This window comes from Mycobacterium sp. PDNC021 (assembly GCF_048282635.1).
GTDB lineage: Bacteria > Actinomycetota > Actinomycetes > Mycobacteriales > Mycobacteriaceae > Mycobacterium > Mycobacterium llatzerense.
Genome location: NZ_CP182502.1, coordinates 4,156,977 through 4,179,731 on the forward strand (window position 1 = coordinate 4,156,977; position 22,755 = coordinate 4,179,731).

20 protein-coding genes are annotated in these 22,755 nt (G+C 67.5%); 6 read left to right on the forward strand and 14 right to left on the reverse strand.

The features are described 5' to 3' along the window. The first annotated feature begins 1 nt into the window (after position 1). Complete coding sequence (locus tag ACNO8X_RS19850) at positions 2-835, forward strand: D-alanyl-D-alanine carboxypeptidase family protein (RefSeq protein ID WP_043986783.1); 834 nt, start codon at positions 2-4, stop codon at positions 833-835. 1 nt (position 836) lies between these two features. On the opposite strand, the gene ACNO8X_RS19855 is transcribed toward ACNO8X_RS19850, so the two are convergent. Both ACNO8X_RS19855 and ffh read right to left on the reverse strand, forming a co-directional pair. After that, positions 837-1,895: an amidohydrolase family protein gene (locus tag ACNO8X_RS19855; protein WP_418002386.1), complete on the reverse strand. Its 1,059-nt coding sequence runs from the start codon at positions 1,893-1,895 to the stop codon at positions 837-839. 40 nt (positions 1,896-1,935) lie between these two features. After that, complete coding sequence (gene ffh / locus ACNO8X_RS19860; protein ID WP_043393425.1) at positions 1,936-3,513, reverse strand: signal recognition particle protein; 1,578 nt, start codon at positions 3,511-3,513, stop codon at positions 1,936-1,938. A gap of 144 nt (positions 3,514-3,657) precedes the next feature. On the opposite strand from ffh, the gene ACNO8X_RS19865 reads away from it, so the two are divergent. Beyond that, complete coding sequence (locus tag ACNO8X_RS19865) at positions 3,658-5,796, forward strand: molybdopterin-dependent oxidoreductase (RefSeq protein ID WP_418005968.1); 2,139 nt, start codon at positions 3,658-3,660, stop codon at positions 5,794-5,796. A gap of 7 nt (positions 5,797-5,803) precedes the next feature. On the opposite strand, the gene ACNO8X_RS19870 is transcribed toward ACNO8X_RS19865, so the two are convergent. The 7 genes from ACNO8X_RS19870 to ACNO8X_RS19900 all read right to left on the reverse strand — a co-directional run bounded on the left by ACNO8X_RS19870 (position 5,804) and on the right by ACNO8X_RS19900 (position 15,941). Beyond that, positions 5,804-8,293, reverse strand: a complete 2,490-nt coding sequence (locus tag ACNO8X_RS19870; RefSeq protein WP_418002387.1) for a [protein-PII] uridylyltransferase — start codon at positions 8,291-8,293, stop codon at positions 5,804-5,806. A gap of 17 nt (positions 8,294-8,310) precedes the next feature. Further along, complete coding sequence (locus tag ACNO8X_RS19875; protein ID WP_020103781.1) at positions 8,311-8,649, reverse strand: P-II family nitrogen regulator; 339 nt, start codon at positions 8,647-8,649, stop codon at positions 8,311-8,313. A gap of 60 nt (positions 8,650-8,709) precedes the next feature. Then, a complete protein-coding gene (locus ACNO8X_RS19880) occupies positions 8,710-10,029 on the reverse strand; it encodes an ammonium transporter (RefSeq protein ID WP_418002388.1) in 1,320 nt (439 codons plus the stop codon). 240 nt (positions 10,030-10,269) lie between these two features. After that, on the reverse strand, positions 10,270-11,610 hold the full coding sequence (gene ftsY / locus ACNO8X_RS19885) for a signal recognition particle-docking protein FtsY (RefSeq protein WP_418002389.1): 1,341 nt from the start codon (positions 11,608-11,610) through the stop codon (positions 10,270-10,272). 12 nt (positions 11,611-11,622) lie between these two features. Continuing rightward, positions 11,623-15,207, reverse strand: coding sequence for a chromosome segregation protein SMC (gene smc, locus ACNO8X_RS19890; RefSeq protein WP_418002390.1), 3,585 nt, complete (start codon positions 15,205-15,207; stop codon positions 11,623-11,625). Positions 15,208-15,258: 51 nt separating this feature from the next. Next, positions 15,259-15,537, reverse strand: a complete 279-nt coding sequence (locus ACNO8X_RS19895) for an acylphosphatase (protein ID WP_418002391.1) — start codon at positions 15,535-15,537, stop codon at positions 15,259-15,261. Then, positions 15,534-15,941 carry an OsmC family protein gene (locus ACNO8X_RS19900; protein WP_043986787.1) on the reverse strand — a complete coding sequence of 136 codons (408 nt, stop codon included), beginning with the start codon at positions 15,939-15,941 and terminating at the stop codon, positions 15,534-15,536. The genes ACNO8X_RS19895 and ACNO8X_RS19900 overlap by 4 nt, the downstream gene beginning before the upstream one ends. A 239-nt stretch (positions 15,942-16,180) precedes the next feature. Here ACNO8X_RS19900 and ACNO8X_RS19905 point away from each other — a divergent pair, with 239 nt between their 5' ends. The 4 genes from ACNO8X_RS19905 (at position 16,181) to ACNO8X_RS19920 (ending at position 19,226) form a co-directional block, all read left to right on the forward strand. Beyond that, positions 16,181-16,741 (forward strand): hypothetical protein, encoded by a 561-nt coding sequence (locus ACNO8X_RS19905; protein WP_418002392.1) that lies wholly within the window; start codon positions 16,181-16,183, stop codon positions 16,739-16,741. A gap of 118 nt (positions 16,742-16,859) precedes the next feature. Further along, positions 16,860-17,549: a hypothetical protein gene (locus ACNO8X_RS19910; protein WP_418002393.1), complete on the forward strand. Its 690-nt coding sequence runs from the start codon at positions 16,860-16,862 to the stop codon at positions 17,547-17,549. 88 nt (positions 17,550-17,637) lie between these two features. Next, complete coding sequence (locus ACNO8X_RS19915; RefSeq protein ID WP_418002394.1) at positions 17,638-18,345, forward strand: hypothetical protein; 708 nt, start codon at positions 17,638-17,640, stop codon at positions 18,343-18,345. A 95-nt stretch (positions 18,346-18,440) separates the two neighbouring features. Continuing rightward, on the forward strand, positions 18,441-19,226 hold the full coding sequence (locus ACNO8X_RS19920) for a hypothetical protein (protein WP_418002395.1): 786 nt from the start codon (positions 18,441-18,443) through the stop codon (positions 19,224-19,226). Positions 19,227-19,236: 10 nt separating this feature from the next. Here ACNO8X_RS19920 and mutM read toward each other — a convergent pair whose 3' ends face one another. The 5 genes from mutM to coaD form a co-directional block, all read right to left on the reverse strand. Next, positions 19,237-20,097, reverse strand: a complete 861-nt coding sequence (gene mutM / locus ACNO8X_RS19925) for a bifunctional DNA-formamidopyrimidine glycosylase/DNA-(apurinic or apyrimidinic site) lyase (RefSeq protein WP_418002396.1) — start codon at positions 20,095-20,097, stop codon at positions 19,237-19,239. Continuing rightward, positions 20,090-20,821: a ribonuclease III gene (gene rnc / locus ACNO8X_RS19930; protein ID WP_418002397.1), complete on the reverse strand. Its 732-nt coding sequence runs from the start codon at positions 20,819-20,821 to the stop codon at positions 20,090-20,092. The genes mutM and rnc overlap by 8 nt, the downstream gene beginning before the upstream one ends. After that, positions 20,818-21,390, reverse strand: a complete 573-nt coding sequence (locus ACNO8X_RS19935; RefSeq protein ID WP_418002398.1) for a YceD family protein — start codon at positions 21,388-21,390, stop codon at positions 20,818-20,820. The genes rnc and ACNO8X_RS19935 overlap by 4 nt, the downstream gene beginning before the upstream one ends. Positions 21,391-21,446: 56 nt before the next feature. After that, a complete protein-coding gene (gene sepIVA, locus ACNO8X_RS19940) occupies positions 21,447-22,184 on the reverse strand; it encodes a cell division protein SepIVA (protein ID WP_418002399.1) in 738 nt (245 codons plus the stop codon). An 89-nt stretch (positions 22,185-22,273) separates the two neighbouring features. Next, positions 22,274-22,750: a pantetheine-phosphate adenylyltransferase gene (gene coaD / locus ACNO8X_RS19945; RefSeq protein ID WP_133762532.1), complete on the reverse strand. Its 477-nt coding sequence runs from the start codon at positions 22,748-22,750 to the stop codon at positions 22,274-22,276. Positions 22,751-22,755: the final 5 nt, after the last annotated feature.

Genomic DNA, 22,755 nt, shown 5'->3' on the forward strand with positions numbered 1-22,755 from the left:
CGTGCGCAGACTGTTCACGGCGACCGCGCTGGCCCTCAGCGCGTTACTAGCGGCGCCGATCGCAACTCCCATCGCGGGGGCCGAACCCACCGGGCAGCCCACGGGCGCACAGGCATTGGCGAACGGCCCGGCCAAGGCCTGGCTGGTCGCCGACCTCGATACCGGTCAGGTGCTGGCCTCGCAGGACCCGGGCGGCTCGTACGCACCGGCCAGCACCATCAAGCCACTGCTGGCCATGGTCGTACTGGACAACCTGCGACCCGATGCGCTGGGACGGGCCAACGAGTCACACACCAAGGTGGAGTGCTCGTGCGTCGGGCTCAAGCCCGGCCAGGTGTACTCCGCGCGGCAGCTGCTGGACGCCCTGCTCATGGTGTCGGGCAATGACGCCGCGAACATGCTGGCGGACATGCTGGGCGGGCAACGCGTCACGGTGGCGGCCATGAACCGCAAGGCCGCCGCACTCGGCGCCCGCAGCACCCGCGCGGGCTCGCCGTCCGGTCTCGACGGACCCGGCTGGGAATCGATCACCACACCACGCGATCTCGGGGTGATCTACCGGGCGGCGCTGACCTATCCAGTGATCGCCGAGATCTTCCGGCAGACGTCGGCGCAGTTCCCTGGCCGGACTCTCACCAGCCAGAACGAGCTGTTGACCGGATACCCCGGCGATTTCGCCGGCAAGACGGGCTACACGGACCGGGCCCGCAAGACGTACGTCGGCGCTGCGCAACGCGGGAACCACCGGCTGGTCGTGGTGCAGATGTTCGGCACCGGCGATCTCTACCCCCAGGCACGGCAGCTGCTGGACTGGGGATTCAGCCAATACACCTGAGTCAGTAGACCCGGCCGCGCAGGATCACCAGCGTGGGGTTGTCGAGGACCCCCGGCAACCGCGGGTCGTCGGCGTAGCAGACGAGATCGGCCGACGCACCGTGCTCCAGGCCCGGCCGCCCGAGCCACGCACGAGCGGCCCAGCTCGCCGCGCCCAGCGCCTCCGTCGGGCTCAGCCCCACCCGGCCGAGGGCTGCGACCTCGTCGGCTATGCGACCGTGGGCGATCATGCCGCCGGCATCGGTACCCGCGTAGATGGGCACCCCGGCCTCGTGCGCGGCACCGACCCGCTGCGGGCACGTCGCGTACAGATCGCGCATGTGCTTGGCGTACGCCGGGAACTTGGTGGCCTTCTCCGCGATGCCGGGGAAATTCTCGATGTTGATCAGCGTCGGCACCAGCGCGGTGCCGTTCGCGAGCATCAGCTCGATGATGTCATCGGTGATCCCCGTGCCGTGCTCGATGCAGTCGATGCCGGCGTTGATCAGGCCCGACAGCGCCTCCTCGCCGAACACGTGCGCCGTGACCCGGGCACCGTTCGCATGGGCGGCGCCGATGGCGGCCTTGAGAACATCGTCGGACCAGAGCGGGGCCAGGTCGCCCACTCCCCGGTCGATCCAGTCGCCGACCAGCTTCACCCAGCCGTCGCCACGGCGGGCCTGTTCGGCGACATACTGCGGCAGCTGCGACTCGTCCTCGATGTCGATGGGCAGCCCGGGTTGGTAGCGCTTGGGCCGCGCCAGGTGCCGTCCGGCCCGGATGATCCGCGGCAGGTCGTCACGGTCGTCCAAGGCACGGGTGTCCACCGGCGATCCGGCGTCGCGCAGCAGCAGCGCACCGGCCTGGCGCTCGGTCTGGGCCTGGCGCTCGGCCTCGTCGAGTTCGACGGCGCCGCCCGGCCCGAGCCCGACGTGGCAGTGCGCGTCGACCAGACCGGGGATGATCCAGCCACCGTCGAAGATCGTCTCGGCACCGGCTACCGGTTCAGCCGACAGCACTCCGTCGTGTATCCACCACTGCACCTCTTCGCCGTCGGGCAGGCCCCGACCGCGAATGTGCATCGGGGCGAGCGTAGCGACGGGAGAAGCCGCTGCCACCGGACTACTTCTTCGGGAACTTCAGCTGCGACAGATCGAAATCGGCAAGCCCCGGTGGCAACTCGTTCAGCCCTTGCGGCATGTTCGACAGATCCGGGAAACCGCCCGGCAGCGCGCTCGGGTCCAGGCCGAACGGGTTGGCCGCCGCCTTCGGCGCCGTCGGCCCGCGACCGCCCTTCTTGCCCTTGCCCGCCTGCTTGTTCTTGCCCTTGGCGACCTTACGAGTGTTCTTGCGGCCGAACGGCATTCCCATCTGGCCGGCCATCTGCGACATCATCTTGCGGGCCTCGAAGAAGCGGTCGACCAGCTGGTTGACCTCGGCCACGGTGACACCGGAGCCGTTCGCGATACGCAGTCGCCGGGATGCGTTGATGATCTTCGGGTCGGACCGCTCGCCGGGAGTCATGCCGCGGATGATCGCCTGAATCCGGTCCAGGTGGCTGTCGTCGACAGCTGCCAGGGCTTCCTTCATCTGGCCGGCACCAGGCAGCATGCCCAGCAGGTTTCCGATGGGACCCATCTTGCGGATCATCAGCATCTGCTCGAGGAAGTCCTCCAGCGTGAGCTCACCCGAACCGATCTTGGCGGCGGCCTCTTCGGCCTTCTTCTGGTCGAAGACCTGCTCGGCCTGCTCGATGAGGGTGAGCACGTCACCCATGCCGAGGATGCGCGAGGCCATCCGGTCGGGGTGGAAGACGTCGAAGTCTTCGAGCTTCTCGCCGGCGGAGGCGAACAGGATCGGCGCACCGGTGACCTCACGCACGGACAGCGCGGCACCACCGCGGGCGTCGCCGTCCAGCTTGGTCAGCACGACACCGGTGAAGCCGACGCCCTCGCGGAAGGCGTTGGCGGTGGTGACGGCGTCCTGACCGATCATCGCGTCGAGGACGAACAGGGTCTCGTCAGGCTTGACGGCGTCGCGGATCGCGGCGGCCTGGGCCATCAGTTCCTCGTCGATACCGAGGCGGCCGGCGGTGTCGACGATCACGACGTCGAAGTGCTTGGCCTTGGCCTCGGCCAGACCCGCGGCGGCAACCGACACCGGGTCGCCGGTGGTCATCTGGTCGATGCTCACCCCGTCGGGCGAGACGCCCGGGTGCGGGGCGAAGACGCTGACGCCCGCCCGCTCACCGACGATCTGCAGCTGGTTGACCGCGCCGGGGCGTTGCAGGTCGCAGGCCACCAGCAGCGGTGTATGCCCTTGCTCGGCAAGCCATTTCGACAGCTTGCCGGCGAGGGTGGTCTTACCGGAACCCTGCAGACCGGCCAGCATGATGACGGTCGGCGGGGTCTTGGCGAACGCCAGCTGACGCGTCTCACCACCGAGGATGCCGACGAGCTCCTCGTTGACGATCTTGACGACCTGCTGAGCCGGGTTCAGCGCACCGGAGACTTCAGCGCCCTTGGCGCGTTCCTTGATCCGGCCGATGAATTCGCGCGTGACCGCCAGCGACACGTCGGCCTCGAGCAGGGCCAGGCGGATTTCGCGGGCGGTGGCGTCGATATCGGCGTCGGTCAGCCGGCCCTTGCCGCGCAGACCTGACAGCGCACCGGTCAACCGGTCGGACAGGGATTCAAACACGTGGCTAAGCCTAGCGGTCGGCCAGCTCTGGCCTGGAGTGACCGTCGGCGCTAATCTGGTCACGCACGTAGCCAGATATCGCCTGGAGGCCGGATGACTGCGATCGACGTTCCCCTGCCCGAAGTACGCAGCTCTACGGACGGCATGGCCGGTACGAAGCACATCAGCCAGTGCACGCTGTGTGAGGCGCACTGCGGAATCCACGTCACGGTGACCGATGGCAAGGTCAGCCGCATCGAGGGCAACCCAGACGACGTCTTCTCGAAGGGCTACATCTGCCCCAAGGCCACCGCCATGGGCGCCCTGCATCACGACCCCGACCGGCTGCGCACCCCGATGCGGCGGGTCGGCGACAGCTTCGAGCCGGTCAGTTGGGACGAGGCGTTCACCGAGATCGGGGACCGACTGCGCCGCATCCGCAAGGAGCACGGGGCCCGATCGGTGGGGATGTACCTGGGTAACCCGGCAGCGCACAGTTCGGGCGCGTTCTACGGGCTGATGTTGCGGGCGGCCCTGCTGACACCGAACTTCTTCTCGGCGTCCACGCTCGACCAGATGCCCCACGAATATGCCGCGTGGCGGGTCTTCGGCTCCAACGTCCTGGTCCCGATCACCGATATCGACCGCACCCAGCGACTGGTGATCCTCGGCGCCAACCCCGCGGTGTCGAACGGTTCGCTGTCGATCATGCCGGGCGCCAAACGCCGCATCAAAGCGATCCGCGAGCGCGGAGGCAAGGTCGTCGTCATCGACCCCCGCCGGACCGAGACCGCCCAGATGGCCGACCAGCATGTGTCGGTACGCCCCGGCGGCGACGCGTACCTACTGCTGGGCATGCTGCACGTACTTACCAATGAAAACCTTTGCGATACAGCGGCTCTCGATGAGATTGCGACGGGATGGCACGAGCTGAAGGCATTGGTCGCCGATGCAGGTCCGGAGGCCGTCGCACAGCGTGCCGGGGTGGACGCGGAGGTGATCCGCACCCTCGCCCGCGAGCATGCGGCCGCGGAATCGGCAGCCATCTACGCCCGGATCGGGATCTGCCAGCAGCAGACCGGAACCCTGGTGAGCTGGCTGGTCATGGTGCTCAACACGGTCACCGGCAACCTGGACCGCGCGGGCGGCACCATGTTCTCCACGCCGATCGCGGACCTGCCACGGCTGGCCAAGTACATCCCGGTGGGACACGGGGCGTGGACCGACCGGTCCGGCCGCTACCAGTCCTTCCGCGCCGAGTTGCCCGCCGTCGCGATGGCCGACGAAATCCTCACCCCTGGAGACGGCCAGATCCGCGCGATGATCACCTATGCCGGCAACCCGGCGTCCTCCGTCCCACAGAAGGGCCGGCTGGGCGACGCCCTGGCGTCGCTGGATCTGTATGTGGCAGTGGACATGTACGTGACCGAGACCACCCGGCACGCGGACTTCATCCTGCCGCCGGTGTCACCGCTCGAGCGCGAAGACGTCGGGTTGTTGACGACGATCTTCAGCGTGCGCAACAACATTCGCTATCAACACCGGACCTTCGACCCACCCGCCGGCGCCCTGGAGGACTGGGAAATCCTCAGTCGCCTGACCATGGAACTGCTCCCGGCTCCGCTGCGGCAGCTCACCGCGCCGCTGCGCACCCCGCTGATCGAGTTCGCCAACCCGATGCGAATGGCCACGGTGGCGCTGGCAACCGGCCCCTACGGCCGAATCCGCAAGGGCCGCAAGGGAAAGACCATCGGCGATCTGCGCTCCAGCGCCGGCGGCCTGGACCTCGGCCCACTGCAACCGCGGCTACGCACGGTGATCGCCACCCGCGACCGCAAGGTCGCCCTGGCGCCCGCGGAGTTCGTCGCCGCCGCCGTCCAACTACTCGACAAGGCGCCGGACAATACTGACAACTCCGGCCACGATCTGCAGCTCATCGGGCGGCGCCAACTGCGCAGCAACAACTCCTGGCTGCACAATCTGCCCTCGATGACCGGTGGCTCCAACAAATGCACGGTGCTGATGCATCCCTCCGATGCTGATGCGCGCCGGCTCGCTCAAGGTGACCTCGTCCGGGTCACCTCAGCGACAGGACAGATCGAAGTGCCGCTCGACATCAGTGACGACATCCGGCCGGGCACCGTGGCGGTGCCGCACGGCTGGGGACACACGAACACCGGCTGGCACCATGCCAATACCCTGCCCGGTGCCAACGTGAACGACCTGCACGATCCGGCGTTGGTGGACCCATTCACCGGGACGGCGGCCGTCAACAACACCTGGGTGACGGTCAGCGCCGGCTGACCTGGTGTCAGCTGGCGGCAGTAACGGGCTTGACCGGTAGCGGGGCAGGCAGCACTGCGTACAGATCTTGTTCGAATGCAGTCCTGGCCTCAGCGGCCGTGAAGGCCTCGGGAACCAGCAGACCGAAGGCATCGACGACGGTCGCGCCCAGCGTCGTCACCTTGGCCCAGGAGACGTCCACGCCCTTGCGCTCGACCACAGCGGCCAGTCGGGCGAGCAGGCCGGGCCGGTCGGCGCTGCGAATCTGTACGACCAGTTCGCCGGCCGACGATCCGGCGAACCACCGCACGCGGGGTGGCGCGATCGTGTGATAGCCGGGCACGGCTGCCGGAATCTCACCGGCCCGCCGGGTCTGGACCGGTGTTTCCGCGTCGCGCTGCTCCAGCGCGGCGATCACGTCCAGTTCACCGTCGAGCGCCAGGATGAACTGCTGACGCAGTAATTCGGCAGCCGGTGGTGCGCCGAAATGCGGCGACACCACGAAGGTGTTGATCGCCAGCCCTTCGTGGCTGTTGACCGATGCCGAATGGACCCGCAGCGAGTGCAAGGCCAGCACGCCCGCCGCCTTGGACAGCAGACCGCGCCGGTCCGGAGCGAGCATCGTGACGTTGAACAGGTGCGCACTGTCCGCCGCGGCGAGCTCCACGTGGACACCGCTCTGGTCGGCACGCGAAAGCAGTTGCGGATCAATGGGATCAGGCTGCGGCAGGTCCTCCCCCGCCAGCACCAACCGGCACCGCCGGACCAGATCACCGATCAGCGAGGCCTTCCAATCGCCCCACACACCAGGACCGGTGGCCAGTGAATCCGCCTCGGCCAGCGCATGCAGCAGTTCCAGTAGCAGCGGATCGCCGCCGAGCGCGTCGACCACCGCGGCAATGGTGTTGGGGTCCTGCAGGTCTCGACGAGTTGCGGTCTCCGGTAGCAGCAGGTGATAGCGCACCATCTTCACCAGCACCTCGATATCGCCGGGCCACAGGCCCAGCCGGATGCCGATCTGATTGGCCAGTTCAGCGCCGATCACGCTGTGATCGCCGCCCCGGCCCTTACCGATGTCGTGCAGCAGCGCGCCCAGCACCAGCAGATCAGGCCTGTCCACCCGGGTGGTGAAAGCACTTGCCCGGGAGACGGTTTCGATCAAATGGCGGTCCACTGTCCAGATGTGCACGACGTCACGCGGCGGGAGGTCGCGGATCGCGCCCCACTCCGGGAACAGCCGGCCCCACAACCCGGTCCGGTCGAGTGCCTCCACGGTGGCCACCGCGCCCGGCCCGGCCGCCAGCATCACGAGCAGGTCGTTGAGCGCTTCTTTCGGCCACGGTGCCCGCAGTTCGGGCGCCGACTCGACCAGCCGCGCCAGCGTCGAGGCCGCGATGGGCAGTCCGTTGGTGGCGGCAGCCGCGGCCACTCGCAGAATCAGGCCGGGGTCACGCTGCGGCTTGGCGTCCCGGGCCAGGATGACCTCGCCGCCGAACTCCAGCACGCCCTCGTCCAGCGGACGCCGGACCGGTCGCTTGAGTGCGGCAAAGCCTCGGCGCGGCAAGGCATTCCCCGCGGTACGCACGCCGGCGTCCACGTAGAAGCTGATGGTGCGTGCGGCATCGCTGATCATCCGCGCCAGATCGAAGCGGTCACCGATGCCCAGCGCGGCGCCGACCTCGTCGGCGTACTGGGCGAGCACCATCTCGCGGCCCTTGTGGGAGACGCGATGGAGCTCGGTGCGGACGTTGAGCAGTGCGAGGTGGGCGTCACCCAAGGTGCCGATCGGCGAGGCCACCGAAGAACTCGGGTAGACATCGGCCAATTGCGCCATGGCCAGCGCGTTGAGCAGCTGCACATCACGCAGGCCGCCACGGCCGTTCTTCAGATCCGGTTCGGCGCGGTGCGCGATCTGACCGGAACGTTCCCACCGCGCCGCGGCATGCTCGATCAATTCGGTGAAACGAGACGTGATCCCGGTCCGCCACTGCCGCCGGGCACCGCCGACCAACAGGGACGCCAGATCGGAATCACCGGCGATGTGCCGCGCATCGAGCATGGCCAGTCCCGCAGAGACGTCACCGGCCGCAGTCTTGAGTGCCTGCGGCACGGTCCGGACGCTGTGGTCGAGGTGAATGTTTGCGTCCCACAGCGGGTACCACAGCGCCTCGGCGACCTCGGTCACGAGGGCCTGCGGCAGATCGTCGTGCAAGAGCATCAAATCCAGGTCCGAGTACGGCAGCATTTCCCGCCTGCCGAGACCACCGGTCGCCACGATGGCGAATCCACTGGTCTCGGTGATGCCGATCTCGGTTGCCTTTGCGGCAAGCCAGAATTCGTACAGGTCAACCAGCGCCTCACGCAACGCCGCCGAGTCGAGTCGGCGCGCGCCGCCGGCCAGCAACTGCTCGACGGCAGCGGACAAATCGCTTGCCGGACGGGGTGATCCCACTGCCGGAGCCTTCGAAACCGAAGTATCGTCGGCTCCGGCAGCGGAATCTGGTGTCTGCATGGTCATCTGGTGGTCAGCCGCCGTCAGATGGCGTCGCTGCCCCGTTCACCCGTACGGACTCGCACGACGGTCTCGACAGAGGTGACCCACACCTTGCCGTCACCGATCTTGCCTGTCCGCGCGGCCTGCACGATGACATCCACGACCTTGTCGACCGACGCGTCGTCGACAATGACCTCGACCCGAACCTTGGGCACGAAATCCACTGAATACTCGGCACCACGGTAGACCTCGGTGTGGCCCTTCTGCCGCCCGTAGCCCTGCACCTCGCTGACCGTCATACCGAGGATGCCCATCTGCTCCAGGCCGGTCTTGACGTCTTCGAGCGTGAACGGCTTGACGATCGCCGTGATCAACTTCATTTGATCATTTCCTTCCAAATAACCGCGAAACCCGTGGATGTCACCGTAAATCCTTCCCGATCACGCGAATTCATAAGCGGTTTCCGCGTGTTCGGCCTCGTCGATACCCGTGGCCTCATCCTCGCTGTCGAGGCGCAGCCCGATGGTGTACTTGACGATCAAGGCCAAGATAGCCGTAACGATCGCCGAGTAGCCAAGCACAGCGAACGCGCCGACGGCCTGGCGCCACAGCTGGTCGAAGCCACCGCCGTAGAACAGACCCTTGACCGCGGCCGGAGCCTCAGGAGCGGCCACCAGGCCGACCATGAGCGTGCCGAACAGACCACCGACCAGGTGGACACCCACGACGTCGAGCGCATCGTCGAAGCCGAACTTGAACTTCAGGCCAACCGCCAGAGCACAGACCACACCGGCGCCCGCGCCGATCGCCAGTGCGCCGAGAACGTTGACCGAGGAACAGGACGGCGTGATGGCCACCAGGCCCGCCACGATGCCCGACGCCGCGCCAAGTGAGGTGGCGTGTCCGTCGCGAATCTTTTCCGTCAGCAGCCAGAACAGCATCGCGGCAGCGGTCGCCACGGTGGTGGTGATGAACGTCGACGCGGCGACACCATCAGAGTTCAGCGCCGAACCGGCGTTGAAGCCATACCAGCCGAACCACAGCAGACCTGCGCCCAGCATGACGAACGGCAGGTTGTGCGGCCGCATCGGAGTGGTGGGCCACCCCGCGCGCTTGCCCAGGATGATCGCCAGCACCAGGCCCGCGGTACCGGAGTTGATGTGGACCGCGGTACCACCGGCGAAGTCGATTGCCTTGAGGTGGTTGGCGATCCAGCCGCCGTGCTCGCCGGTGATGCCGTCGAAGGCGAACACCCAGTGCGCCACCGGGAAATAGACGAAGGTGGCCCACAAGCCCGCGAACAGCAGCCAGCCGCCGAACTTGAGACGATCAGCCACGGCGCCGGAGATCAGTGCGACTGTGATGATCGCGAACATCAGCTGGAACGCCACGAACACCAGCTGCGGGATGGTCCCGGCAAGCGGAATCTTGACCGCCGCGGTGGCTCCCGCGGCCAAGTGCGGCACCAACGAGTTACCGCCGATCAGGCCCTTGAGTCCCCAGTACTGCATGGGATCGCCGACGAAGTTCCACGTGTCATTGCCGAATGCCATCGAGTAGCCGAACAGCACCCACAACACGGTGACGACGCCCATGGCACTGACGCTCATCATGATCATGTTGAGCACGCCCTTACGGCGCACCATGCCGCCGTAGAAGAACGCCAGACCCGGTGTCATCAGCAGCACGAGCGCTGAGCTCGCCAACATCCATGCTGTGTCACCGGTGTCCGGCGTGCCCAAGATAGGGAATCCATCCACTGGCCGCTTCCTCCTTCACCTATGTCATGGGCAGACGCCGATGACCTAGGCCAGAACTTTGCGCATCTGTTGTTTCGCCCGCGGCGCGCGGGCGTTTCACGCGTGTGAACGGATCGACCAGTTACGTTTCGGAGCGGTTAATGCCCTCTTCGTCGGCCCTGCCCTACCGTGTGAGCAGATGAAAATGTCCCCGACACGCCGAGGTGTCGGGGACATTTGCGTCCACTCGCGGGAGGTCGGTTACCCCAGGAGGGCGTCGACGAAGGCGGCCGGTTCGAAGGGCGCCAGGTCGTCCGGCCCCTCGCCGAGCCCGACGAGTTTGACCGGTACTCCGAGCTCCTGTTGCACCCGGAACACGATGCCACCCTTGGCGGTGCCATCGAGCTTGGTGAGCACCACGCCGGTGATGTCGACCACCTCGGCGAAGACGCGGGCCTGCGGCAAGCTGTTCTGGCCGATGGTGGCGTCGAGCACCAGCAGCACCTCGTCGACCTTGGCGCGCTTCTCGACGACGCGCTTGACCTTGCCCAGCTCGTCCATCAAGCCGGTCTTGGTGTGCAGCCGGCCCGCCGTGTCGACCACGACGACGTCAGCCCCCGCTGCGATGCCCTTGTCGACGGCGTCGAACGCCACGGAGGCCGGGTCCGCGCCCTCGGGTCCGCGCACGGTGTCGGCACCGACGCGGGAGCCCCAGCTCTGCAACTGATCCGCGGCCGCGGCGCGGAAGGTGTCGGCCGCGCCCAGCACGACGCGGCGGCCGTCGGCGACCAGCACGCGGGCCAGCTTGCCGACGGTCGTGGTCTTGCCCGCTCCGTTGACCCCGACCACCAGCAGCACCGACGGCTTGTCGGCGTGCGGCAGCGCCTTGATCGACCGGTCCAGGTCGGTCCGCAATTCGTTGATCAACACCTCACGCAGTACCGCTCGGACATCGGCCTCGGTGCGCACGTTGGCCTCGGCCATCCGGCTGCGCAGCGCGGTGACGACCGACGCGGTGGTGACCGGACCCAGATCGGCGATCAGCAGGGTGTCTTCGATGGACTCCCAGGCGTCCTCATCCAGGTCACCGCCGCCCAGCAGGCCCAGCATGCTGCGGCCCAGCGTGGTCTGCGACTTGGCCAGGCGGCCGCGCAGCCGCTCCAACCGGCCTGCGGTGGGGGCGATCTCGTCGCGTGGGGCGGCCTCGGGTGCCGGCTCCGGCCCGGGCGCTGCCTCGGGTGCCGGCTCTGGCGCTACCTCAGGTTCCGGCGCCGCGGTCGGCTCAGGTGCCACCACGACGTCGGGTTCCGGCTCGGCCACGACTTCGGGCTCGGGCAGCTGGACATCGGCGATGGTGCGTTTGCGCGAGTCACGCGGGATCTCAGCGTCGTCGCCGACGGTCGGTAGCTTCTCCGCGGTGTCTGAACTGCTGAACGTGATGCCCGACGACGCCGTGTAGCCGCCGGAGCGATCCAGCTTGGGTGTCTCCTCCGGCGCGGACAGCGAGATGCGGCTGCGCCGGTAGCGGACGAATCCGACGACGAGGGCGGTGACAACGAGAACTGCGACGACCGCTATCGCGATCCAGAGACCTTCCGACACGCGAACATTGTGTCAGGTGCTCGAGACCAGCTCCTGGCCGCGCATGCGCTGCGAGATCACCTGCGTGATGCCATCGCCCTGCATGGTTACGCCGTACAGCGCGTCGGCGACCTCCATGGTCGGCTTCTGGTGCGTGATGACGATCAGCTGCGACTTCTCCCGCAGCTGTTCGAACAGGCTGATCAGCCGGCGCAGGTTCACGTCGTCCAGCGCGGCCTCGACCTCGTCCATGACATAGAAGGGCGACGGACGAGCGCGGAAGATCGCCACCAGCATCGCCACCGCGGTCAGCGACTTCTCGCCACCGGACAGCAGTGACAACCGCTTGACCTTCTTGCCCGGCGGCCGGGCCTCGACCTCGATGCCCGTGGTGAGCATGTCACCGGGGTTGGTCAGCAGTAGCCGGCCCTCGCCGCCGGGGAAGAGCGTGGAGAACACCTGGGTGAACTCCGCCTCCACATCGGCGTAGGCCTCCGTGAACACCCGCAGGATGCGCTCGTCGACGTCGGCGATGACGTCCATCAGGTCCTTGCGGGCACCCTTGACGTCCTCCAGCTGGGTGGACAGGAAGTTGTAGCGCTCCTCGAGCGCCGCGAACTCCTCCAGCGCCAAGGGATTCACCCGGCCCAGCTCGGCAAGTTCCTTCTCGGCCTTCTTCGCGCGCCGCTCCTGGGTGGGCCGGTCGAACGCCATCGGGGCGGGCGCGGTGACCTGCTCGCCGCGTTCCTTGGCCTGCTCGTACTCGGCCATCTCGAGTTCGGTCGGCGGCAGCGGCACGTCCGGTCCGTACTCGGCGACCAGATCGGCCACCGCCATACCGAACTGCTCCAGCGCCTGTTGCTCGAGTTGCTCGATGCGAAGGGCCGCTTGCGCTTTCGCGACCTCGTCGCGATGCAGCGACTCAGTCAGGGCACCGGCCCGGGCGCTGAGTTCGGACACTTCTGCCCGGACCCGCGTCAGTCCTTCCGAGCGCTGAGCCCGCTCGGTCGCCAGTTCGTCGCGCTTGCGCGCCGCGAGAGTCACTGTGGCAGCCAGCTTTTCGGCCACCAGCCGGCCGGATTCGGCGACCGCGGCCGCGACCTTCGCCGCATTCTCCCGAGCTTCGCGGGCTCGAGCCGCCCGCACTCGGGCCTCCCGCTCAGCGGCCGCGGCCCGGCGCAACGAATCCGCCCGTCCGCGAACGGCGTTCGCCCGTTCCTCGGCGGTACGCACCGTCAGGCGGGCCTCGACCTCGACTGCTCGCGCCTCTTCGGCGGCCGCCGTCGTCTCGGACCGGTCGACGTGCTCGACGTCGAACATCGGCTCCTGCTGGGCATTGTGGAAGCGGTCTTCCAGCTCGGCCAGCTCGGCCAGCGTGCGGCTGCGCCCGGCCTCCAGCTCGTCGCGCTGCCGCGTCAGCTGCTGCCATTCAGCGTCAGCGGTCCGGGCCACATGACCGAGCCGACCCAGCTGTTCGTAGATCGCCGAGATGGCGGCGTCGGATTCGTGCAACGCTGCCAGCGCATGTTCGACCAAATCCCGCCGCGACGACTGTTCCGCGAGGGCGCCCGACAGCGCGGCAGCGTATTCGACGGTCTGGCGCTCCGCGTCGATCAGCGCGGACTGGGCCTTGTCGATCTCCGCGGTGATCTCCAGCGCGCTGGGTTTGCGATCGGATCCGCCGCTGATCCAGCCGGCACCCACGAGGTCGCCGTCTGCGGTGACCGCCTGCAACTCCGGACGAGCCGCCACCAGGTCCAGTGCGGCCTGCAACTCACCGACCACAACGACCCGGGCCAGCATGGCGGTCATCGCGCCCATCAGCCGCTTCGGTACCTCGACCAAATCCAGCGCCCACTGCGCGCCGGACGGCAATTCTCCACGCGGCGAAGCGGTTTCGCCGGGCCAGTCGCCCAGCACGATGGCCGCCCGGCCGCCGTCGCCCTTCTTCAGCGCGTCGACCGCGGACCGGGCCGCGTCGAAACTCTCGGCCGCCAACGCGTCGGCGGCGGCGCCCAGCACCGCGGCGATCGCCGTCTCATGCCCCGACCGCACCCGCAGCAGTTCCGCAATCGAACCGAAAAGCCCTGCGCCATCATGGTTTTCCTGCAGCCACGCCGAGCCGTCTTTGAGATCCAGCGTGACAGACAGCGCCTCTATCCGGGCCCGCAGCGAGGCCACTTGCCGTTCTGCAGCCCGCTCGGCGGTCTGCAGTTCGTCGACCCGTTCGTCGGCCTGACGCAGCGCGGTCGTGGTGCGGTGGTGATGCTCGTCCAGACCGACTTCCCCGGCGTCCAGCTCACCGACCTGCCCCTGCACGGTTTCGAACTCGGCCCACGTCTGTTGCGCGCGGGCGGCGGCCTCCTCGATGCTGCCGGTCAGCCTGACCGCGCCCTCGTCGATCGATTCGATCCGGGTGCGCATGTTGTCGACCTGACCGGAAAGCCGGGCCAGTCCTTCACGACGGTCCGCCTCGGCCCGGGCCGCGGCCATCTGGGCCCGCTCCGCGTCGGCCGCGGCGCGTTCGCATTCGGCCAGCGCGCCACGCGCGGCCTCCAGCCGGGTCCGCGATTCGGCAAGTTCGGCGAGCAGTTGTTCTTCGTGCTCGGCGACGGCTTCGGCCTCGGCGTCCAGCGCGTCCGGGTCCGGCCCGGTCGACACCTCCAGATCCGAGTCCAGCAGATTGGTCCGCTCGGTGGCGATACGCACGGTGGCGCTGACCCGTTCGGCCAGCGCGGACAACCGGAACCAGGTCTGCTGGGCAGCCTCGGCCCGACCGGACAAACCCGACACCGCGGCTTCGTGTCCGGCCAGTTCCGCGGCGGCCGCTTCCAGACGCTCGGTCACCTCGCCGTGCTCGCGACGCAGCGCGGTCTCGGTCTGGTTGGTGTCGTCGAACTCGGCCTGCCGGGTCACCAGGTCGTCGGCGGCCAGCCGCAGCCGGGCGTCACGCAGATCGGCCTGGATGGTCTGCGCACGGCGGGCCATCTCGGCCTGCCGGCCCAACGGTTTGAGCTGACGACGCAGTTCGGTGGTCAGGTCGGTTAGGCGGGCCAGGTTGGCCTGCATGGCGTCGAGCTTGCGGACCGCCTTTTCCTTGCGGCGGCGGTGCTTGAGCACGCCGGCGGCTTCCTCGATGAAGGCGCGACGATCCTCGGGACGCGACTCCAGAATCTCCGAAAGCTTGCCCTGGCCGACGATGACGTGCATTTCGCGGCCGATGCCGGAGTCCGACAGCAGTTCCTGCACGTCCATGAGCCGGCAACTGCTGCCGTTGATCTCGTACTCACTGGCGCCGTCGCGGAACACGCGGCGAGTGATCGACACCTCGGCGTATTCGATCGGCAGCGCGTTGTCCGAGTTGTCGATGGTCAGGGTCACTTCGGCCCGGCCCAGCGGGGCCCGCGTCGAGGTGCCGGCAAAGATGACGTCTTCCATCTTGCCGCCGCGCAGGGTTTTGGCCCCCTGCTCGCCCATCACCCAGGTCAGGGCGTCGACGACGTTCGACTTGCCCGAACCGTTCGGCCCCACCACACAGGTGATGCCGGGTTCGAAGCGAAGAGTCGTCGGCGACGCGAAGGACTTGAAGCCCTTCAGCGTCAGACTCTTCAGATGCATGGGGTGAAACCCTACCGTCGAGCCGGTTAAATGCAGGGAACCCCTGGGCTTCTATCTCTCGGAAAAACCATCGATCGGGTCACCGACCGCGGCCCAATCGTCGACGACGGTCGTCACCGTGCCCGGGGTGGTGCCGCCGCGCAGGAAGGCCAACAGCTGTTCGCAGTCGGCGCGCGAACCCTGCGCCACGACGTGCACGCGGCCGTCCGGCTTGTTACTGGCGTAGCCGGTGAGTCCCAGCTCCAGCGCCCGGGCCCGGGTCCACCACCGGAACCCGACGCCCTGCACCCGGCCGTGCACCCAGGCCGACAGCCGGACTGCCTCGGTCACTTGTCGGCGAACTCGAAGGTGACCTCGGTCCCCGCCTTGAGCGTGCGGCCCACCGTGCAGACCTTGTCGATGGCGCGCTCGACGACGATCTTGAGTCGCTTGATCTCGTCCTCGGACAGGCTGGAGAGATCGAGTTCCATGGACTCCTGCAGCAGCGGGTAGACCTCGTTCTCCCGGTCCGGCGGTCCCGACACCCGGATGGTGGTCTGGTAGTCGTCGCCGAGTCGGGTCCGCAACGGCGCATCGCTGCTCATCCCGCTGCACGCCGCCAACGCGATCTTGAGCAGTTCACCGGGAGTGAAGACGCCGTCGACATCCTCGGATCCCACGAGGACCTCTGCTCCCCGCGAGCTGTGTCCGGTGTAGCGGCGCACCCCGGTCCGTTCGACCCACAGTTCCGTCATGGCTCATTTGTACCGCGCCGACGCGCAATCTCCTGAGGGAACCCCGCTGGGCCACAGGTAAAATCGGAGATTCGCGTACGACTCTCGGGGGGAGAGCTCAGATGACGTACCCACCTCAAGGTCCATACCCAGGCCCGTCGGGGTACCCACAACCGGGTCCGTATGGCGCCGGCCAACCGGTTGCTCCTGGCTATCCCGGATACGGCCCGCCTGGATACGGTCCGGTACCCGGTCAGCCGATGCCTTACGGATATCCGGGTGCCACACCGCCGAGCTCCGGCGGCCCGGGCAAGTGGCTTCTCATCGTCGGCGCGGTGGTGCTGGTACTGGTCCTCGGCGTCGTGGGACTCTACGCGTTGGGAACTTCCTCGGATGACGACAAGTCGACCTCCGCGCGCAGTGAGCCCGGCAGTAAGCGCAAAGGCGGAGCGGGTGGCACGGGTTCGACCGACGGGGCCGAAAAGCCTGGAGCGTCGAGTGGCGACGGTTCCGACGAGGATGAGATTCGCCAGTTTCTGGCCACTTTCGGTGGGGGCGACATCGCATCGATCTCGTGCGCCAACGACCGCAAGTTCTTCGGGCAGGCGGGCGGCAACGCATTCGGCACCATGCCGGTGCCGAAGGTCGCAGGCGACCCGGAGAGCCTCAACGGTCTCGACATCACCGTCACCGGCGACCGGGCCACGGTGAAACCCCCGTCGTCGTCGCAGGTTGCGATCTGGCTGCGTAAAGAAGGCGGCGAGTGGAAGTTCTGCTCCACCGACAACCCGGTGTTCAAGAATCTGCCCGGCACCCGCTGAGCCGACGACACTGCTTGCCACCGCCACGCCCGCCTGAGGTCGGCCGACCCTCCTGCGCTGGCCGACGTATGGCGCCAACTTCGACGTCACGCACCACTTCACAAGGAGCGACCAGACCATGACCTACCCACCGTCCAACCCTGGGCCGGGGGCCCAGCCGTGGCAGCCGCCGCAGCAACCCGGATTGCCGCCGCCCGGGTACGGACAGGCACCGGGCTATGGGCAACCAGCCGGCCATGGCCCGGCACCTGGTTACGGACAGGCACCCGGTTACGGGCAGCTTCCTGGCTACCCGATGGGACCCGGCTACGGGCAGGCACCGGGGTTTCCCCCGGGACCCGGCTATCCCGGCGCACCCACGCCGAACAACAACAAGAAGCTGCTGATCGGCGGGCTGGCATTGCTCGCGGTCATCGGCATCGTGCTCGGCGTGGTGCTGTGGACCTCGGATTCCGGTGGCGGGCTGAGCGCGTTGGGCGGCAACTCCGACGAGGACCAGATTCGCAGCCTGATGAGCGACCCGACGTCGTTGAAGGACCACCGCTGCGAGGCCGACAACAAATTCTTCAGCAAGTTTCCCGGCGGCGGCGATGGCAAGAAAGCCCCAGTCGGCCCCAAGGTGAAGGTCACTGTCAACAGCGTCGATGTGACGGGTGACCGCGCCACAGTGAACGTCACCACGCACGCGGAAAGCGGCAAAGAGGCAACCACCACCATCTACTTCCGCAAGGAAGGCGATGAGTGGAAGTACTGCCTCACCGACTCGCCGGAGATGAAGAAGCTGCAGCAGCTCCCCGGGATGAAGTAACGCCCGAGGCTGACCGGCGTTTCCGGTGGTAGGCGGCCCAACGGTGTTAACTTGGATTGCAAGCACAGTTCACAGGGAGCGACCAGACATGACCTATCCCCCGCTCGGGCCGCAGCCAGGCGGTCAGCCGTGGCAGCAGCCGCAGCAGCCCGCACCCGGGTACCCGCCGAGCGGCTACGGCCAACCGGGATACGGCCAACCCCAGCCCGCCTACGGACAACCCACGTACGGGCAGCCCGCCTACGGACAACCCACGTACGGCCAACCGGCCTACGGGCAGCCCGGGTACGGCCAGCCGCCGGGATATCCGACGGGACCCGGCTTCCCCGGCGCGCCGCAACCCAAATCCAACGGCCCGAAATGGGCGCTGATCGGTGGCCTGGCGGCCATCATCGTCGTCGGCATCGTGGTGGCCGTGGTGCTGGTCTCGAACTCCGGCGGTGGGCTCAGCGCCCTGGGCGGCAACTCCGACGAGGACCAGATTCGCAGCCTGATGAGCTCGGGACCGTCGTCGATCAAAGAACGGGCCTGCGCCAACGACCAGAAGTTCTTCAGCAAGTTCCCCGGCATCGCCGACAGCACGGGCACCAATCCGACGGGAGCCAAGGGCAAAGCCAGCGTCGACAGTGTCAATGTGACCGGCGATACTGCCACCGCAGAAGTCACCGCGACGTCGAGCACCGGCCTGGAGCGTTCCGGCACGCTGTACTTCCGTAAAGAAAGCGGCGAGTGGAAGATCTGCTTCACCGACTCACCGCAACTGAAGCAGCTACAGAACCTGCCCGGCATGAAGTGATCGACCTGTGACTTGCCCGCCCGCGGTTGGCATTTCGGGCAGTCGAGCTGGTGTTACGTTGGACACCAAGCACAGTTCACAGGGAGCGCGCAGACATGACCTATCCCCCGTCCGGCTCAGATCCGGGCGCTCAGCCCTGGCAGCCGCAGCAGCAGCCGCCCGAGGGATATGGCCAGCCTGCGTACGGTCAGCCCGCCTACGGCCAACCCCCTTACGGGCAGCCGGCTTACGGTCAGCCCACGTACGGGCAGCCGGCTTACGGCCAACCCACGTACGGCCAGCCTGAGTACGGGCAGCCGGTCTATGGGCAGCCGGTCTACGGGCAGCCCGCCTACGGGCAGGCACCGGGTTACCCGATGGGGCCCGGTTTCCCGGGTCAGCCCGGGTTCCCGCCGCCGACTCCGCCCAACAACACCCGCAAGTTCGCGCTCATCGGTGCGGGGATATTCGCCGTCGTCCTCGTGATCGGGGTCGTCTTCGCCCTGGTGACGTCGCGCTCGGGCTCGGACTCGGCGTCCAGCAGTGGCGGGGTGTCGATCGCCGGGCCGGCGTCGGACGAGGAGCAGATTCGCGACCTGATGACGGCGCAGATCGAGACCTTCGACGATTTCAAAGCGCACTCCTGCGCCAACGACGTGAAGCTGTACGACAAGGTGCCCTCGATCGCGGGCAAGTTCGGCAAGGGCAGCAGCACCGACGCCGGCCCCGGTTCGACCAAACGCGCCGAGATCACCGATATCAACGTCAACGGAGATCGGGCGACGGTGAGCGTCAACTCGGCCTCCGGGGTCACGAACGTTCCGCTCCGCAAAGAAGGCGGCGAGTGGAGGTTCTGCATGACCGATTCGCCGAAGTTCAAGGGCATACCCGGGCTGAAGTAGCCTCCGGTGGTCAGACCCGACGCGGAATGCGTGGCCGCGGTTGGCATTTCGGGCAGTAGTACGACGAGCGGTTCATGAACTTCTCCCGCCGGATCGCCGTGCCGCACCGGCGGCACGGCTCCCCCTCCTGACCGTAGGCGTCCAGTGAGCGGTCGAAGTACCCGGACTCGCCGTTGACATTGACGTACAGCGAGTCGAATGACGTACCGCCTTGCGCCAGAGCGGAATTCATCACGTCTGCCGCGTGCGCAAGGAGTTCCCCGAGCTGACGCCTGGGCAACGCCGAAGCCAGCCGGAAGCCGTTGACCTGCGCCCGCCACAACGATTCGTCGGCGTAGATGTTGCCGACGCCGGACACCACCGTTTGATCCAGCAGCTGGCGCTTGATCTCAGAATCCTTGCGCCGCAAGATCTTCACCACGGACTCCGGATCGAACTCGGGATCCAGCGGATCGCGGGCGATATGCGCAACCGGCACAGGCACGACGCTGCCGTCCACCTCGACCAGGTCGCAGACCTGCCAACCGCCGAAAGTCCGTTGGTCGACGAAACTCAGTTCGGTGCCGTCATCGAGCACTGCCGCGATGCGCAGGTGCGACGGCCGAGCGGGTGGCCCGATCAGCATCTGGCCGCTCATGCCCAGGTGCACCACCAATGCCTCGTCACCGTCGAGGGTCAGCCACAGGTACTTTCCGCGGCGACCCGTGCCGGTGATCCGGCGACCGGCCAATCGGCCGGCCAGGTCCGCGGGACCGTTGTCGTGCCGACGCACCGCGCGCGGATGCAGCACCCGTACGGTGGTGAAACCCTTTGCCACCACATGCGATTCGAGGCCGCGGCGGACGACCTCGACTTCAGGGAGCTCAGGCATTGCTGACGGCGTCAGCGTCAGGGTCGACTGCGGGACTGGCCTCCAGCGCCTGGTACGCCGCCGCAGCGGCATGCTGTTCGGCTTCCTTCTTGGTGCGCCCAACACCTTCGCCGTAGTCGACGCCGTTGACCACCGCGCGCGCGGTGAACTCTTTGTCGTGTTCCGGGCCGGTGGACGTCACCAGATACGACGGGACACCGATTCGGCGGGCCGCGGACAGTTCCTGCAGACTGGTTTTCCAGTCCAGACCCGCGCCCAGGCTCGCCGCGGTATCGAGGGCCGCGCTGAACAGTCCCATCACCACGGTTTGGGCCACCTCGTGGCCGTGCTCGACATACGTTGCGCCGAGCAGTGATTCGAGCCCGTCGGCCAGCAGGTTGGCCTTCTGCGCGCCGCCGCTGGCCATCTCGCCGCGGCCCAGCAGCAGGTAGCTGCCCAGTCCGTCGGGCGGCAAATTGCGCGCGATCTCCGCCAACGCCTGAGTGTTGACGACCGCCGATTTGAGCTTGGCCAACTCGCCTTCGCTGCGGTCCGGGTAGCGGCGGAAGATCTCGGCGGTGATCACCAAGCCGAGCACGGCATCGCCCAGGAACTCCAGCCGTTCGTTGGTCGGCAGGCCACCGGCTTCGTACGCGTAGCTGCGATGGGTCAACGCCACAGTCAGCAGATCGTCGGGCAATGGCACGCCCAGCGCTGCCAGGAGCGGCGCACGATCTACCGTCACGTATCTTCCTCCGGCACAACGCCGTCGGCCCCCGGGCTGTCCGACAGCATCGCCGACAACTTCGCCCAGCGCGGGTCGATCTTGTCGTGATGATGATCAGGCTCGGCATCGAGCAGACGCACCCCGCAGTCCGGGCACAGGCCCGGACAGTCCGGGGTGCACAGCGGCGCGAACGGCAACGTCAACCCGACCTCGTCGATGATCGACTGCTCGATGTCGACGGTGTCGTCGATGACGCGGCCGACCTCGTCTTCCTCGGTAGTGGCCTCGGTCGTGCTGTCGGGATAGGCGAACAGCTCGGTGAGGTCGACAGTGACATCCCCGGTCAACGGGTTGAGGCACCGCGAGCACTCGCCGGTGGTCGGCGCGGACACCGACCCCGTCACCAGCACACCTTCGGACACCGACTGCAGTAGCAGGTCGAGGTCGATCGGCGCGCCGGGCGCGATCGCCATCAGATCCAGGCCGATGCGCGCGGGGCTGGGCACAGTTTCGACATGCGTGATCATCGACCCGGGCCGACGGCCCAATCGCGCAATGTCAATGATCAGCGGACCGGGACGAGACATTCGTCAATCCTACGTCGGCGCCGGTCACCGACCGGACGCCCTTCCGACAAGCCGATTCAGCGCTGGGCGTAGTCGTGGGTGCCGGCCGCGGTACGCAGCTGGTGCCGGCCCCGGCTGACCGAACGCAGGGTGCCCTGGAGGTGCTCCTCGAACTCGGCGAGCTTGCTGTCGACGTAGATGTCGCATTCGCCCCGCAGGCGGTCGGCCTCGGCGTGGGCGGAATCGACCATGCGGGTGGCCTCGGCGTGGGCGGTCTGGACCACCTCGGTCTCCGACACCAGGCGCTGCTGCTCCTTGATGCCCTCCTGCACAGCCTTCTCGTACGAGATGTTGCCGCTTTCCAGGAGCCGGTCGACCTCGGCCTTGGCCCGGTTGGTGCTGGCCTCGTACTCACGCTTTGCGGTGCTGGCGATCCGGTTGGCTTCTTCGCGGGCCTCACCGACCATGCGCTCGCTGTGCGCACGCGCCTCGGCGACCATGCGATCGGCCTGCGCCTTGGCATCGGCCAGCAGCCGGTCCGCCTCGGAACGGGCGTGGTTGACCAGCGAATCCGCCTCTGCCGTCGCCGACGACACCATCGAGTCAGCGTGCTGCTTGGCCTCGCGCAGCATCCCGTCGCGGGCGTCCAAAACGTCCTGGGCGTCGTCAAGTTCGCCTGGAATCGCGTCCTTGATGTCGTCGAGAAGTTCCAGGACATCGCCCCGCGGCACCATGCAGCCTGCGGTCATCGGCACTCCGCGTGCCTCTTCCACGATCGCGCCGAGCTCGTCCAGCGCCTCAAATACTCGGTACACGGCAACACCCTCCAGGCGTAGTTGTTGTTACCAGTGTGCCTGTTGTTACTCGTGTGACTCCGCTTTGGCGGCCGGTGTGTCGCGCAGAACTATCCGGCGAGCTTTGCCTGCAGCCTCTTGTTCACCACTGCCGGGAGCAGGTCGGTGACGTCGCCACCGAGGGCCGCCACCTCCTTGGCCAACGACGACGACACGAATGAGAACTGCGGCTTGGTCGCCACGAAGAAGGTGTCGACGCCGGCGACGTGCCGGTTCATCTGCGCCATCTGCAGCTCGTACTCGAAGTCGGTGCCGGTGCGCAGGCCCTTGACGATGGCCGTCAGCCCACGGGACCGGGCGAAGTCGACGACGAGACCGGACCCGGCCTCGACCCGTAGGTTCGGCAGGTGCGACGTCGCCTCGGTGATCATCGCGATGCGCTCCTCCGCGGTGAACATCCCCTTCTTGTTGGGGTTCACCAGGACCGCCACCACCACCTCGTCGAACTGGGCCGCCGCCCGCTCGAAGACGTCGAGATGACCAAGAGTTATCGGATCGAAGGATCCCGGGCAGACCGCACCACTCATAGCCA

Coding starts and splice junctions, on each gene's coding strand:
- ACNO8X_RS19855 (WP_418002386.1), bottom strand. CDS start 1,895: ATGCACATTCGCGGTCGGGGCCTGCCCGACGGCGAAGAGGTGCAGTGG.
- ACNO8X_RS19870 (WP_418002387.1), bottom strand. CDS start 8,293: ATGACCATGCAGACACCAGATTCCGCTGCCGGAGCCGACGATACTTCG.
- ACNO8X_RS19865 (WP_418005968.1), top strand. CDS start 3,658: ATGGCCGGTACGAAGCACATCAGCCAGTGCACGCTGTGTGAGGCGCAC.
- ACNO8X_RS19900 (WP_043986787.1), bottom strand. CDS start 15,941: ATGACGGAACTGTGGGTCGAACGGACCGGGGTGCGCCGCTACACCGGA.
- ACNO8X_RS19935 (WP_418002398.1), bottom strand. CDS start 21,390: ATGTCTCGTCCCGGTCCGCTGATCATTGACATTGCGCGATTGGGCCGT.
- ACNO8X_RS19915 (WP_418002394.1), top strand. CDS start 17,638: ATGACCTATCCCCCGCTCGGGCCGCAGCCAGGCGGTCAGCCGTGGCAG.
- smc (WP_418002390.1), bottom strand. CDS start 15,207: ATGCATCTGAAGAGTCTGACGCTGAAGGGCTTCAAGTCCTTCGCGTCG.
- ACNO8X_RS19875 (WP_020103781.1), bottom strand. CDS start 8,649: ATGAAGTTGATCACGGCGATCGTCAAGCCGTTCACGCTCGAAGACGTC.
- ACNO8X_RS19910 (WP_418002393.1), top strand. CDS start 16,860: ATGACCTACCCACCGTCCAACCCTGGGCCGGGGGCCCAGCCGTGGCAG.
- ACNO8X_RS19905 (WP_418002392.1), top strand. CDS start 16,181: ATGCCTTACGGATATCCGGGTGCCACACCGCCGAGCTCCGGCGGCCCG.
- coaD (WP_133762532.1), bottom strand. CDS start 22,750: ATGAGTGGTGCGGTCTGCCCGGGATCCTTCGATCCGATAACTCTTGGT.
- mutM (WP_418002396.1), bottom strand. CDS start 20,097: ATGCCTGAGCTCCCTGAAGTCGAGGTCGTCCGCCGCGGCCTCGAATCG.
- ACNO8X_RS19920 (WP_418002395.1), top strand. CDS start 18,441: ATGACCTATCCCCCGTCCGGCTCAGATCCGGGCGCTCAGCCCTGGCAG.